The organism is Aquimarina macrocephali (assembly GCF_051627225.1).
GTDB classification, from domain to species: domain Bacteria; phylum Bacteroidota; class Bacteroidia; order Flavobacteriales; family Flavobacteriaceae; genus Aquimarina; species Aquimarina macrocephali.
Map to the genome: position 1 here is coordinate 2,005,938 of NZ_CP151795.1, position 14,154 is coordinate 2,020,091.

13 protein-coding genes are annotated in these 14,154 nt (G+C 31.6%); 12 read left to right on the forward strand and 1 reads right to left on the reverse strand.

All coding sequences use genetic code 11. From position 1 onward, the window contains the following. Window positions 1–56 precede the first annotated feature (56 nt). The 9 genes from AAFU52_RS08925 to purD all read left to right on the forward strand — a co-directional run bounded on the left by AAFU52_RS08925 (window position 57) and on the right by purD (window position 10,667). A complete protein-coding gene (locus tag AAFU52_RS08925; RefSeq protein WP_438426177.1) occupies window positions 57–1,061 on the forward strand; it encodes an NAD-dependent epimerase/dehydratase family protein in 1,005 nt (334 codons plus the stop codon). Then, window positions 1,061–2,203, forward strand: coding sequence for a glycosyltransferase (locus AAFU52_RS08930; RefSeq protein WP_438426178.1), 1,143 nt, complete (start codon window positions 1,061–1,063; stop codon window positions 2,201–2,203). Before AAFU52_RS08925 ends, AAFU52_RS08930 begins: the two co-directional genes overlap by 1 nt. Next, on the forward strand, window positions 2,200–3,234 hold the full coding sequence (gene gmd / locus AAFU52_RS08935; protein ID WP_438426179.1) for a GDP-mannose 4,6-dehydratase: 1,035 nt from the start codon (window positions 2,200–2,202) through the stop codon (window positions 3,232–3,234). Before AAFU52_RS08930 ends, gmd begins: the two co-directional genes overlap by 4 nt. Then, on the forward strand, window positions 3,218–4,114 hold the full coding sequence (locus AAFU52_RS08940) for a GDP-mannose 4,6-dehydratase (RefSeq protein WP_438426180.1): 897 nt from the start codon (window positions 3,218–3,220) through the stop codon (window positions 4,112–4,114). The genes gmd and AAFU52_RS08940 overlap by 17 nt, the downstream gene beginning before the upstream one ends. Window positions 4,115–4,141: 27 nt before the next feature. After that, window positions 4,142–5,455 (forward strand): UDP-glucose dehydrogenase family protein, encoded by a 1,314-nt coding sequence (locus tag AAFU52_RS08945; RefSeq protein WP_438426181.1) that lies wholly within the window; start codon window positions 4,142–4,144, stop codon window positions 5,453–5,455. A gap of 2 nt (window positions 5,456–5,457) precedes the next feature. Next, window positions 5,458–6,435, forward strand: a complete 978-nt coding sequence (locus AAFU52_RS08950; protein ID WP_438426182.1) for a UDP-glucuronic acid decarboxylase family protein — start codon at window positions 5,458–5,460, stop codon at window positions 6,433–6,435. An 11-nt stretch (window positions 6,436–6,446) separates the two neighbouring features. Beyond that, window positions 6,447–7,793, forward strand: a complete 1,347-nt coding sequence (locus tag AAFU52_RS08955; RefSeq protein WP_024769799.1) for an exopolysaccharide biosynthesis polyprenyl glycosylphosphotransferase — start codon at window positions 6,447–6,449, stop codon at window positions 7,791–7,793. 151 nt (window positions 7,794–7,944) lie between these two features. Further along, complete coding sequence (locus tag AAFU52_RS08960) at window positions 7,945–9,237, forward strand: O-antigen ligase family protein (protein WP_438426183.1); 1,293 nt, start codon at window positions 7,945–7,947, stop codon at window positions 9,235–9,237. 158 nt (window positions 9,238–9,395) lie between these two features. Beyond that, complete coding sequence (gene purD, locus AAFU52_RS08965) at window positions 9,396–10,667, forward strand: phosphoribosylamine--glycine ligase (RefSeq protein ID WP_438426184.1); 1,272 nt, start codon at window positions 9,396–9,398, stop codon at window positions 10,665–10,667. A gap of 117 nt (window positions 10,668–10,784) precedes the next feature. Here purD and AAFU52_RS08970 read toward each other — a convergent pair whose 3' ends face one another. Further along, window positions 10,785–11,015, reverse strand: coding sequence for a DUF6341 family protein (locus AAFU52_RS08970; protein WP_438426185.1), 231 nt, complete (start codon window positions 11,013–11,015; stop codon window positions 10,785–10,787). Window positions 11,016–11,141: 126 nt separating this feature from the next. Between AAFU52_RS08970 and AAFU52_RS08975 the strand changes: the two genes are divergently transcribed. From AAFU52_RS08975 to AAFU52_RS08985, 3 genes are all read left to right on the forward strand, one after another. Next, on the forward strand, window positions 11,142–12,062 hold the full coding sequence (locus tag AAFU52_RS08975) for a DUF6427 family protein (RefSeq protein ID WP_024769795.1): 921 nt from the start codon (window positions 11,142–11,144) through the stop codon (window positions 12,060–12,062). A 429-nt stretch (window positions 12,063–12,491) separates the two neighbouring features. After that, on the forward strand, window positions 12,492–13,100 hold the full coding sequence (locus AAFU52_RS08980) for a DUF4254 domain-containing protein (protein ID WP_024769794.1): 609 nt from the start codon (window positions 12,492–12,494) through the stop codon (window positions 13,098–13,100). After that, window positions 13,087–14,145: a glycosyltransferase family 9 protein gene (locus tag AAFU52_RS08985; RefSeq protein WP_438426186.1), complete on the forward strand. Its 1,059-nt coding sequence runs from the start codon at window positions 13,087–13,089 to the stop codon at window positions 14,143–14,145. Before AAFU52_RS08980 ends, AAFU52_RS08985 begins: the two co-directional genes overlap by 14 nt. Window positions 14,146–14,154: the final 9 nt, after the last annotated feature.

Below are 14,154 nucleotides of genomic sequence, written 5' to 3' on the forward strand. Positions count from 1 at the left end.
AATCGTGCTGTAAACTACTTTATTAAAAATATATTTGTATTCCAATAAATTGATATATGAGGGCTTTCGCAATAATTTTCGGAGGTAGTGGGTATATAGGAACTCATTTACTTAGAGAACTACTGAACAAAAACGAATTTGATAATTATATTATTGCAGACATTAAACCTCTTACAGGGTTTGATGAGTATTTAGAAAAAGGTAATGTTAATTACATAATAACAGATGTAAGAAAAAAAATAGAATTTGATCTTGATTTTTTAGACATTGATCTAAACAAAAGCTGGATATTCAATTTTGCAGCAATACACAGAGAACCTGGTCATGAGTTTCAGGAATATTTTGATACAAATATCCCTGGAGCAGAAAATATTAATGATTTTGCCAGAGAAAGCGGAATAAAAAATATTTTTTTTACCAGTAGTATAGCTCCTTATGGGAAATCTCTAGACCAAAGAATAGAATCCTCTCCATTATACCCCGAAACGGCTTATGGCATATCAAAAGGATTTGCAGAGAAAATCCATAAAGAATGGTTAGCAGAAGATGATTCAAGAAAACTTATCATTGTAAGACCAAGTGTTATTTTTGGGCCAAAAGATCCAGGTAACGTTTTTAGAATGATTAAAGCACTTAAAAAAGGAGCTTTTGTCTTACCAAATGGAGGGAAAGTAATTAAAGCATATGGCTATGTGTATGGGCTTGTAGAAAGTATGTTGTTTACTATTAAAAAAAGTGAAAGATATATAGTTTATAATTATGCAGAGAACCCTGTTGTTCCTTTAAATGAAATGGTTAATATTGCAAAAGAAGACCTAAAGATTAAAAAACCAACAATAAAATTACCCGTTAATATACTAGCAGTTATTGCTTTTTTTGTTCAAATACTGTTTAAAATTATTGGAAAAAAATCTGATATCCACCCTGTGAGAGTAAAAAAGGCAGGGTTTCCTACAAACATAAAACCACAATATCTAATTGATAATGGTTTTCAATTTAAATACGATTTTAAAAACGCGTTAAAACATTGGAAATCTATTTCACCAGAAGATTTTGATTAATGAAAGTAGCCATAATACATGAATGGATAACTGTAATAGCAGGATCCGAAAGTTGTTTTAAAGTTTTTACAGAAATTTATCCAGAAGCAGATATATTTGTTCTTGTTTCTGATGATAAGAGTATTAAAAAGTTAGGGATAGACCCGAGTAGAGTTAATAATTCGTTTATTCAGAAACTACCAAAGGCTAAAACCAAATGGAAAAACTATCTTCCTTTATTTCCTTTTGCAGTAGAACAATTTGACTTATCAGAGTATGATTTAATTATTTCATCTTCTCATGCTGTAGCAAAAGGTGTAATTACTAATGCAAATCAAACACATATCTGTTACATATACTCTCCAATTAGATATGCCTGGGATCTTTATCACCAATATTTAAAAGAAGCTAATTTAACTAAAGGAATTAAAGCTTTTATAGCAAAAAGTATATTACATTATATAAGAAATTGGGATTTAGGAACGTCTAACAGAGTTGATGCATTTATCCCTATCTCTAAATATATTGAAAAAAGAGTTTGGAGAACATATCGTAGAGAATCTTATAAAGTTATTTACCCTCCGGTAGATGTAGATGCTTTTACATTAGAAAATAAAAAAGAAGATTTTTATCTTACTGCTTCTAGAATTGTTCCTTATAAAAAAATAGACCTTATTGTAGAGGCATTTTCTAAAATACCCGATAAAAAACTTGTCGTTATTGGAGATGGCCCCGAGTTTAAAAAGGTGAAAGAAAAAGCAGGCGACAATGTTTCTGTTCTTGGATATCAAGATTTTGAAGTGTTAAAAGACCATATGCAAAGAACCAAAGCATTTATTTTTGCGGCAGAAGAAGATTTTGGTATTATCCCTATCGAAGCTCAGGCCTGTGGAACACCAGTACTTGCATATGGAAAAGGAGGATCTTTAGAAACAGTAAAAGGAAAATTTGTAGACCAACAGTTAACTAGTGATGATACTGGAGTTTATTTCGAAGATCAAACAGTTGAATCCATATTAAGTGCAATAAACTTTCTTGAAGATAATTATGATGTTTTTGAGCCAGAAAAGATTAGAAACTTCGCACTAAAATTTGACAAAGAATTGTTTAGAAAAAATATTGAAGAAACATTTAATAAAATTATTAAAGAAAGAAGAAAATGAAAAAGGCTATAATTACAGGAATTACAGGTCAAGACGCAGCATATTTAGCAGAGCTTTTACTAAGCAAGGATTACAAAGTTTATGGAACGTATAGAAGAACGAGCTCTACTAATTTTTGGAGAATAGAAGAGTTAGGTATAGAAAATCACCCAAACCTACACTTGTTAGAATATGATTTAATAGACTTGTCCAGTGCATATAGAATTATAGCAGATGTAGAACCTGATGAAATCTACAACCTGGCCGCTCAAAGTTTTGTTGGAGTTTCATTTACGCAACCTATTGCTACTGCTAATATTACAGGTGTCGGAGTATTAAATCTGCTTGAAGCAATACGAACAATCAATCCAAAAATTAAATTTTACCAGGCCTCGACTTCAGAGATGTTTGGAAAAGTTCATGCAATACCGCAAAATGAAGAAACACCTTTTCATCCTAGAAGTCCATATGGAGTAGCAAAAGTTTTTGCACATTGGGCAACTTTAAATTATCAAGAATCTTATGATTTATTTGCAGCAAGCGGTATATTATTTAATCATGAATCTCCATTAAGAGGAAAAGAATTTGTGACAAGAAAAATAACCGATGCAGCTGCAAAAATACATTTGAATAAACAAGATGTATTAGAACTAGGAAATCTAAATGCAAAAAGAGATTGGGGATATGCAAAAGAATATGTTGAAGGAATGTATAAAATTCTACAAGCCCCAGAAGCAGATACCTATGTTTTAGCGACAAACCAAACACAAACTGTTAGAGATTTTGTTACATTATCATTTAAAACAGTTAATATTGACATAGAATGGAAAGGAAATAATGAAAATGAAATAGGTATAAATACTAAAACAGGAAAAACACTTATAAAAGTTAACCCACAATTTTATAGGCCAGCAGAGGTTGATCTACTCATAGGAGATGCATCAAAAGCTGAAAAGAATTTGAAATGGAAAGCAAAAACAACTTTAGGAGAGCTTGCAGATATGATGGTGAAAAGTGATATTAAAAGAAATGAAAATGGCGGATCTTTCTAAGAAAACAATTTTCATAACAGGTATTTCGGGTTTTACAGGCCAACATTTAGAATCTTTTTATAAAGAGAAAAACTATAATGTTTTTGGAACAACCTATACAACATCTAAAAATCCAAATCACTTTCTTTGTGATATTACAAAAAAGGAACAAATAAAGGAAGTATTAAAAAACATACAACCAGACTATATAATACATACGGCTGCAATATCTTTTGTTGCAGGAGATAATCAAAATGAAATGTATGGAGTGAATGTTTTTGGAACAATAAACCTTCTCGAAGCACTGATTGAATGTGAAATAAGTCCTGAAAAAATAATTATAGCAAGTAGTGCTGCCGTTTATGGTAATATAGGAAATATACTTTCCGAAGATATGTGCCCTCAACCTGTTAATCACTATGGCAATAGTAAATTGGCTATGGAAAACATGGTTAAAAACTACTTCTCAAAACTTAATATTCTTATTGTAAGGCCTTTTAATTATACAGGAGTAGGCCAAGCTGAAATTTTTTTAGTACCAAAAATAATAAAACACTATAAAAATAAATCTTCTGAAATTGAACTGGGAAATATTAATGTTTTTAGAGAATTTAATGATATTGATTATTTGATAAATTGTTATCACCAACTCTTATTAAGTAATAGCAAATCAGAAATACTTAATGTTTGTTCTGCTAAAACGAATAGTATTGAACAAATTTTATCTTATATGGAAGAAATTACCAATTATAAAATTAAAACTAAAATTAACCCAAAGTTTGTTCGCAAGAATGATATTAAAAGCTTAAAAGGGTCTACACAAAAGTTACATAGCATTATTGATGATTTTTCTAATGAATATTCCTTGAAAAAGACGTTAGAAAAGATGTATTTTTCATAATAATGTAAAAGAGCAAATAATAAAAGCATGAAAATAGCAGTAATAGGCTCTGGATATGTGGGATTAGTAACAGGAACATGTCTTGCTGAGACCGGGAATGAAGTTGTATGCATAGACATAGACGAGAGTAAGGTTCAAAAATTAAGTATGGGTGAAGTCCCTATTTATGAACCACACCTGGATATGTTGTTTGATAGAAATATAAAAGCTGGGAGATTAAAATTTACTACTTCTCTTGAAGAAGGTCTAAAACATGGCGAGGTTATTTTTTTAGCATTACCCACTCCAGAAGAAGAAGATGGTTCTGCAGACTTATCATATATTATTGGTGTTGCAGAAGATATAGGGCAGCGACTTAATGAGTATAAGGTAATAGTAGATAAGAGCACTGTTCCGGTTGGGACAGCAGAAAAAGTTCGAGCCACTATTGCAAAGTATACAACATGTGATTTTGATGTAGTTTCAAACCCTGAGTTTCTAAGAGAAGGTTTTGCGGTAGATGATTTTTTAAAACCAGAGCGAATTGTTGTGGGATCAAGCTCAGATAGAGCAATAGAGGTTATGAAAAAATTATATAAGCCTTTTGTGCGATCCGGTAATCCTATAATTGTGATGGATGAAAAATCTGCAGAACTTACTAAATATGCAGCAAATTCTTTTCTGGCGACCAAGATTACTTTTATGAACGAAATTGCAAATTATTGCGAAAAAGTTGGCGCAGATATTGATAAAGTAAGAATAGGTATAGGAACAGATTCTAGGATTGGAAAACGTTTTTTATTCCCAGGTATAGGATATGGAGGTTCTTGCTTTCCGAAAGATGTAAAAGCACTTCATAAATCAGGTAAAAATTCAGAATATGATTTTAAAATTCTGGATGCAGTAATTAGAGTCAATGATAGTCAGAAAATTGCATTATTACCAAAGATCAATACATATTTTGATAACGATCTATCTAACAAAACATTTGCAATATGGGGATTAGCTTTTAAGCCAGAGACAGATGATATTAGAGAAGCACCCGCATTATATCTGATTGATGAATTGCTAAAAGAAGGGGTAAAGATTAGAGCATTTGATCCAGAGGCAATGAAAAATGTAGCCGATAAATATGGAGATAAGATTGACTTGGTTACTACTATGTATGAAGCGGTTCAGAATGCAGATGCGCTAATCATTTGTACAGAATGGAGTATTTTTAGAACTCCGGATTTCAATAAAATAAAAGAAGGATTAAAAAACCCTTTGATTTTTGATGGAAGAAATCTTTATGATATTGTTGATATCGAAAAAGAAGAGATTTCCTATTTTTCTATAGGGAGGAAAGATATTAAATTATAGCTATGCAAAAAGTTTTAATTACAGGAGCAGCTGGTTTTTTGGGATCTCATCTCTGTGATCGGTTTATTAAAGAAGGTTTTCATGTGATCGGTATGGATAACCTAATCACAGGTACGCTAAAAAATATAGAACACCTGTTTAAGCTAAAACATTTTGAATTTTATCACCATGATGTAACCAAATTTGTTCATGTCCCTGGTGCATTAGATTATATATTACATTTTGCATCTCCCGCCAGCCCTATAGATTATCTTAAGATTCCTATTCAAACATTAAAAGTAGGGTCTTTAGGAACACACAATCTTTTAGGTCTTGCAAAAGAAAAAAATGCTAGAATTCTTATTGCATCGACTAGTGAGGTTTATGGTGATCCATTAGTTCATCCACAAAGTGAAGATTATTATGGTAATGTTAACGCTATTGGACCTAGAGGTGTATACGATGAAGCTAAACGTTTTCAGGAATCAATCACAATGGCATATCATACCTATCACGGTTTAGAAACAAGAATTGCACGTATTTTTAATACTTATGGCCCAAGAATGCGATTAAATGATGGACGGGTAGTACCTGCATTTATCGGACAAGCATTAAGAGGTGAAGATCTAACTATATTTGGAAATGGATTACAAACACGATCTTTTTGTTATGTAGATGATCTGGTAGAAGGAATTTATAGGTTACTTTTTAGTGATTATGTATATCCCATAAATATAGGTAACCCTGATGAGATTAGAATCAAAGATTTTGCTGAAGAAATTGTAAAGCTTACCGAGACAAACCAAAAAGTAATTTATAAACCATTACCAGTTGATGATCCCCTGCAACGACAGCCTGATATTGGTAAGGCAAAAGAAATTTTGGATTGGCAACCAAAAACAAGAAGATCTGAAGGGATGAAATTAACTTTGGATTATTTTAGAGGATTTTCTGAAGAAGAACTTCAAAAGAGTGAACATAGAGATTTTTTAAAAAAATAACTTAATACTTTATGAAAAGTAGGACCGGTAGATATTCAGTATACATAAAACCACTTTTCTGTTTGGTAGATTTATTTATTTTAAATCTTACCACCTTATTGTTTCAGACAAATATTGATCAAAACCTTTTATTTTCAGCTTATATTTCGGTTTTATGGATTATCCTTTCCAGTAAGAACAAGTTTTATGATATAAAGCGATTTTCGAAATTAGTTCATATTATCGCTTCTTTAATTCGGCAATTTTTAATTTTTGCACTTATTCTTTATGCTTTTATAGGGTTTTTTAAACAGCCAAATATTAGCAGATGGGAGATGGGGAAGTATTTTGTAGCAATAATTGGATTAGTTACTTTTTTTAAGTTTGTTTTACTTTTTTTACTATCCAAGTACAGAGGGATATTTGGCGGAAATATTAGAAGAGTTGTTGTTATTGGTGATAATAAAAAAACAAATCAATTAATTAAATTTTTTAAAGAGAAACCTGATTTTGGGTATAAGTTTCAAAAAAAATTCTGTGTAAATAAAGAAGATTTTGATCTTGAAAAGTGTTTTTATTATATCGTAGAGAATGAAATCGATGAGGTATATTGTTCTATTGCAGAATTATCAAATAGTCAATTGCGAAATATCGTTAATTTTACAGAGAATAATTTAAAAATCTTAAAATTTATACCAGACAATAAAGATATATTTACCAAAAAATTAATTTTTAATTACTACGGCTATATTCCAGTATTATCATTTCGTGATATACCATTGGATGACTCTATAAATAAGTTTGCAAAAAGAACTTTTGATATCTTATTATCCTTATTTGTTTTAATAGGCATCCTTTCATGGTTAACACCTTTAATAGCATTTCTTATTCAATTAGAATCTAAAGGCCCTGTGTTTTTTAAACAGCGTCGTAATGGGTTGGATTACAGAGAGTTTTATTGCTATAAATACAGATCGATGAAACCTAGTACGAGTGCTAATCAAGCAACCAAAGGTGATGCGAGGGTTACTAGGGTGGGAAAATTTATTAGAAGGACTAGTATTGACGAATTGCCGCAATTTCTTAATGTGCTCAAAGGCGATATGTCTGTAGTTGGTCCAAGACCACATATGGTAAAGCATAATGAAGAATTTGCAAAACGAGTGGATAAGTTTATGGTTCGTCATTTTGTAAAGCCAGGGATTACAGGATTAGCTCAGGTTAGTGGTTTTAGAGGCGAAATAGAAACAAATAAGGATATCGTTAACCGGGTAAAATATGATATTTTTTATGTAGAGAACTGGTCATTGCTTTTAGATATTAAGATTACTATTCTTACTGCTATAAATGCGATTAGAGGAGAAGAAAAAGCATATTAGCTTGCCTTGTAAAAAAATAAAATTTGTATTTACGCATTAAAAACATGTGATACCAAAGGCAAAAATAGTTGTTGTGTAAGCATATATATCTAAATATGATAATACAAATTCAAAAAAAACGTTAACTACCCCATAATACATCTTATAAAAAGTGCAACCAGTTAACATCATAACTCAGGCTACCAAAATGTTTTATAAAGAAGATCATTGGGTTGTAATGACCTTTTGGAACAGCCTGTATATTGCCTTTTTTTTACTACCATTAGGTATCAATCTCCCAACCCCGTTTTTTATAGTTTCGATCATTTTTGGGATAGGCATGATGTTTAGATCCGAAAAAAAATTTATTCTGGATAAGTCATTATTGCTTTTCCCCTTATATTTTATTGTAATGTCTTTGGGGTTGATCTACACCGATAATTTGATCAGTGGATTTGATTTGGTACAACGATCCCTTTCATTATTGTTATTTCCTATAATTTTTCTATTTGTTAAAGAAGATGCTACTACAGTAAAAAGATTATTTGACTTTTTGCTTATGGGGTTAATTGTTTCATTCTTTGTTAATGTTTTTAAGGCTGGTGATAACTTAACATGGCATATTATTGATGAAAGAGAAAACATAGAACCCCTTTTGTTTATAGAGGGAATTGTAAAAAATTGGCATTATTTTTTTGTTGGATCTTTATTTTCAAGATCAGTTAATGCTAATTATATTTCTATATACATACTGCTGGTATTAAGTTATTATCTTAAAAACAAGTTGAAATCTCGAATACAGTTAGTAATTGTTATTCTCTTATTTCTATATCTTTTTTTATTAGCTTCAATTGCAGCCTATCTTATTTTGTTTGTAATGTCAATACTATTAGTTCTTGACATTGCTGATAAGCAAAAGAAATACGCTATGACTATTATTTTTTTGATGGGATTATTACTGTTTTTGAATAACCCCAGAGTATCTGATTTTTATTCCAGAATAAAAGATTTTAGTAATGTAGAAGAATATTATGACGCAACAACTGCAGAAAAATCAAGGCTGTTGTCATGGGATGCCAGTATCAAATTGATTAAAGATGCACCCATATTTGGTTATGGAACAGGAGATGCAAATGATGTTTTGATTCAAAAATATAAAGAATTAGATTATACCCTTAATTACAAGAGTAAGTATAATTCACACAATCAGTTTTTGCAAACATATTTACAGACAGGCATTATTGGATTTGGGGTCTTGGTTAGCATTTTTGTTGTATTGGCAATGCGCATGAAAAGGAGTTGCAATGAGTTTTCGGTCTTTTTAATCCTCTTTATATCATTAGTATTCGAATCTATGTTAGTTCGATTTAATGGTATTGTATTCTTTTCTATTGTTACCCCTTTGCTTTTAAAAAAGAGAAGTATTTTGAGTAGTAGGATTATTCGCAATGATGGTAATGAATAGGATTAAAATATTATATCAAGGCATCTGATTATTATATGGCAGGATAGTATTAGTTTGAGAAGCACGTATAAAGAGCATGAGTTTTTATCTAGAAAGAATTAGCTATACAACTACGAATAAACTATTTTTGAGCCCATAAAAACAAGCCATAATAAATCATGAATATTTTAGTACTCGGATCAGGAGGTAGAGAACATACATTTGCTTATAAAATTGTGCAAAGCCCGATTTGCGACACCTTATTTGTAGCACCTGGTAATGCAGGAACAGCTCGTATAGCTACTAATGTACCAATTGCAGTTACAGATTTTCCTGCGATTAAAGAGGTAGTGTTACAAGAGAACATTGAAATGGTTGTAGTTGGCCCAGAAGATCCATTGGTAAAAGGGATAAGCGATTATTTTGCAGAAGACAGCCAATTAAAAAATATTGTAGTTATTGGTCCATCTAAAGAAGGTGCACAATTAGAAGGAAGTAAAGAATATGCCAAAGAGTTTTTAATCAGGCATAATATACCTACAGCAGCTTATCAAAGCTTTACTGCCGATACTGTTGAAGATGGAAAGCGATTTTTAGAAACTTTACAGGCGCCTTACGTGCTTAAAGCAGATGGTTTGGCCGCTGGAAAGGGTGTATTAATTCTTCAGGATATAGATGAGGCTAAAACTGAGCTTGAAAATATGTTAACCAATAAAAAATTTGGTGCAGCAAGTGAAAAAGTTGTGATCGAAGAATTTCTCGATGGGATAGAGCTTAGTGTTTTTGTACTTACCGATGGTAAAAATTATTTAACCTTACCCACAGCCAAAGACTATAAACGTATTGGAGAAGGAGATACAGGGTTAAATACAGGGGGTATGGGAGCGATCTCACCAGTTCCTTTTGTAGATGATACACTTATGACTAAAATTGAAGAGCGTATTATTAAACCTACTGTACAAGGATTGGAAAAAGAAAATATAGATTATAGAGGTTTTATTTTTATAGGGCTTATTAAAGTAGAGGATGACCCAAAAGTAATCGAATATAATGTACGTATGGGGGATCCAGAAACCGAAGCAGTCCTACCGAGAGTAAAGACAGATTTAGTACAACTGTTTCAGCATGTCGGAAATCAATCGCTAGATAAGATTAATCTCGAATTAGATGAACGAAGTGCAGCTACCATAGTAACTGTTTCTGGTGGATATCCAGAAGCTTATGAAAAAGGAAAAGAGATTACAGGTATAGATAGCATTACAAACTCTATTGTTTTTCATGCAGGAACATCTCTAGAGGGTGATAAAGTAGTAACTAGTGGTGGAAGGGTAATTGCTATAACATCATTGGATGAAGATTTTAGAAAGGCCCTTAAAACATCGTACCAAAGTATAGAAAAACTTAATTTTGATAAGATGTATTATAGAAAAGATCTAGGATTCGATTTGTAAAAAACATCTCACACACATAAGACAATTAAAAAAGCGTTTAATTTATATAAATTAAACGCTTTTTTAATATTTATAACATCCGAAATCTCAAGAATTACTTCTTGATCAGAGGAGGTTTTAGTTTAAAAAAGAATGTGCTTTAGGATCTCTATTCTCTTCATTATTATCATTAAATTTCTTTAATTCCTTCATCCAATATATAAAAGCAGCAAAACCAATGAACATAAACGCCCAATTAAGCATATTGGCACCAAACCAGTTTTCTAATTCTAATGCTCTAAACCAATCAAAAGGAATAAATAATACATCTGTAAAAAGTGCCCCTATGGCTTCAAAAAAATCTTTCATAACTTGTTCTATATTTTCTTTGTAAAAAGTCTAAAGCGGTAAACTAAAAACTTTTTATAAATTAGTTCAATAATACCAATAGACAATTCTTTACTATTGTCTGGTGCAAAAATATAAAAAATAGTAGTGTTATCAAGCTTTTTTAGTAAATCAAAACCCATTAATTATATTGCTGTGGCATTGTATATGGGTATACTATTTGGCATTGCCCATTATAGAAAGGGTTTTGAGGCCGAAAGCAGCCATATTTTACTAACAGCTGCGAGTATTTTTTTGTATATTTTACCAATGTTGGCCCTTAATTTTGTAGCGCAAAAAAATGACCTTACCAATAAAGGTACATTTACAATACTTTTGTATGCTTTTCTTACCGCAATATTACCTAATTCTCTAACCAGCTTTCCTATTTTATTGTCAAACGTATTTGTATTACTGGCAGTACAAAACATCTTACATCTGCGAAATGAAAAACACATTAAAGCCAAAATCTTTAATGCATCAATCTTTATCGGCTTGGCTTCGCTAGCTTATTTTTGGAGTATTGGGTTTATTATTTTGGTTTTTTTAGGGATACTGTTTTTCGATCCCAAAAATTATAGAAACTGGATTATTCCTTTTATTGGGGTTAGTATGATCTACGTATTCGCAAATTGTTTTACACTGTTGTTTTATGATTCGTTTTTTGCAATTGCCACCTATATTGATTCGATATCATTTTCATTTCAAACTTACTTTATAAAAGAACATCTTTTCTCTGTAGGAATAATATCTATTTGTATTGTATTCTTTTTTTCAATCTACCTTATCAAATTTGGTAGAAAAACGGCAAATACAAAACCTATATTACGAGTTGTTATCATCTATTTAATTGTGGCGATTGTAGTAGCGGCCATTGCACCAGAAAAGGATACTTCTGAGCTGTTTTTTATAGCAACACCTCTTTCTCTTATTGGCACTACATATCTCGAAATGAATTATCATCAATTTGCTAAAGAGATAAATATTTGGGTATTCATCCTGATTCCGTTTACAATATTATTGTTTTAAGAATGTATGATTGGAGTAAGGAATAAGAATAATTGCTAAGAAAAAAATAAAAGGCTTTTCTATTGAATTTGAGAGAACTACAAATTTGTTTTAGATGTTTACTACCGATAGTAATACTTTTTTTTAATGCCATAACAGGAAGTGTTTTGTGTTTAAACCCGGCGTATAATTTTTGTTGAGGTGGATTGAATTATCATATGCTAGATACTATTGCAAAATATAATACCTTTGTACCTGCCGAAAAAATAAGGTTACGTACTTATGATCGTTCTGTATATTGAGAAAGATATAAAGTTAAAACCAACTTTTGAAGAATTGGTAAGAACATCAATTCATAAGCAGTTCGAAGGGCATAAAACAATACTATAGAAAGTATAAAAGCGTACAAATTATAGAATATTTACACATTTTAGAAAAATAATAGCACAGATGTTTACCGACAAAGCAAATTCCATTTTTAAAGAAGTTATAGAAAAATACCACGTGATCGATAGTGTAGATCAAGAATTCTCAAATCCATATGATAGTAAATCACAGGCTATAGAGCACTTACTATATCGAAAATGTTGGATTGATACTGTGCAATGGCATTATGAAGATATCATACGAGATCCAGAAATTGATCCGATTGCAGCCTTAAAACTAAAACGAAAGATCGATGCCTCTAATCAGGATCGAACAGATATGGTAGAATATATTGACGGTTATTTTTTAGAATTGTATAAAGAGATAACTCCCAAGACAGATGCCACCATTAATACAGAAAGCCCTGCCTGGGGAGTAGATAGACTATCTATTTTGGCGTTAAAAGTTTATCACATGCATGTAGAAACGATTCGAGAAGAGGCTACAGATACTCATAAAGCGGCATGCCAAAACAAATTAAATGTATTACTAGAGCAACAAGTAGACTTGTCTACTGCTATTGATACATTACTGAATGATATTGAAAATGGGGATAAATACATGAAAGTATATAAGCAAATGAAAATGTACAATGATGATGAATTAAACCCAGTATTGCGTGGCGGGAAGTAATATAAAGAGATCTAAAGAATTTGAAACGAACGTTCTGGTAATTCGCCTCTCTGCTATGGGTGATATAGCAATGACTGTTCCTGTTTTAAGAGTTTTTAGAGCTACTTATCCCGATGTAAAACTAACAGTACTTACCCGCAAGTTCTTTGAACCTATATTTTCTGATATTGAAAATCTAGAAGTATATCATGCAGATGTAGAAAATAAACATAAAGGTTTTATTGGTCTTACGCGATTATCGAATGAATTGCATAAACGGAAGATAGATGCTGTTGCCGATATGCATAATGTATTGCGCTCTAATGTGCTAAAAACTCTATTTTCGTTACGAGGGATAAAAACAGTTCAAGTCGATAAAGGTCGTGCAGAGAAAAAAGCATTGACTCGATCAAAAAATAAGGTGTTTAAACAATTAAAAACAACGCACCAGCGATATGCTGATGTTTTTTCTGCTTTAGGGTATCCTATTGATCTTACAACTCATAAGTTCCCTAAAAAACAACCGTTAACACCCGAGATTCTTTCCATAACTCAAAATTCGACCAAAAAATGGTTAGGGATTGCACCATTTGCACAATATGAAAGTAAAACCTACCCACTAGCATTAATGATTGAGGTAATTGAGACCTTGAACAAGGAAGACGGGTTTGAGATTTTCCTCTTTGGAGGAGGTAAACGAGAAATGGATATTCTAAACAACATAGAAAGTAAGTATAAGAACGTAACGAATATAGTTGGTAAACTATCTTTTGAAGATGAGCTAAGACTTATTGGTAACCTAGATGCTATGTTATCCATGGATAGTGGAAATGCGCACTTAGCAGCGATGTATGGAGTGCCAACAATTACCTTATGGGGAGTTACTCATCCGTTTACCGGGTTTATGCCTTTTGGGCAACCTATGGAGCGCGCTATTTTGCCTAATTTAGCAAAATATGACCAGATTCCAACTTCAATTTATGGTAATAAAGTACCTCCTGGTTATGAAAAAGTGATGCATACGATCAAACCAGAAACTGTCGTAGAAAGGATTAATAAATTATAAACTTATCAT

Coding starts and splice junctions, on each gene's coding strand:
- AAFU52_RS08970 (WP_438426185.1), bottom strand. CDS start 11,015: ATGAAAGATTTTTTTGAAGCCATAGGGGCACTTTTTACAGATGTATTA.
- AAFU52_RS08955 (WP_024769799.1), top strand. CDS start 6,447: ATGAAAAGTAGGACCGGTAGATATTCAGTATACATAAAACCACTTTTC.
- purD (WP_438426184.1), top strand. CDS start 9,396: ATGAATATTTTAGTACTCGGATCAGGAGGTAGAGAACATACATTTGCT.
- AAFU52_RS08945 (WP_438426181.1), top strand. CDS start 4,142: ATGAAAATAGCAGTAATAGGCTCTGGATATGTGGGATTAGTAACAGGA.
- AAFU52_RS08930 (WP_438426178.1), top strand. CDS start 1,061: ATGAAAGTAGCCATAATACATGAATGGATAACTGTAATAGCAGGATCC.
- AAFU52_RS08940 (WP_438426180.1), top strand. CDS start 3,218: ATGGCGGATCTTTCTAAGAAAACAATTTTCATAACAGGTATTTCGGGT.
- gmd (WP_438426179.1), top strand. CDS start 2,200: ATGAAAAAGGCTATAATTACAGGAATTACAGGTCAAGACGCAGCATAT.
- AAFU52_RS08980 (WP_024769794.1), top strand. CDS start 12,492: ATGTTTACCGACAAAGCAAATTCCATTTTTAAAGAAGTTATAGAAAAA.
- AAFU52_RS08950 (WP_438426182.1), top strand. CDS start 5,458: ATGCAAAAAGTTTTAATTACAGGAGCAGCTGGTTTTTTGGGATCTCAT.
- AAFU52_RS08925 (WP_438426177.1), top strand. CDS start 57: ATGAGGGCTTTCGCAATAATTTTCGGAGGTAGTGGGTATATAGGAACT.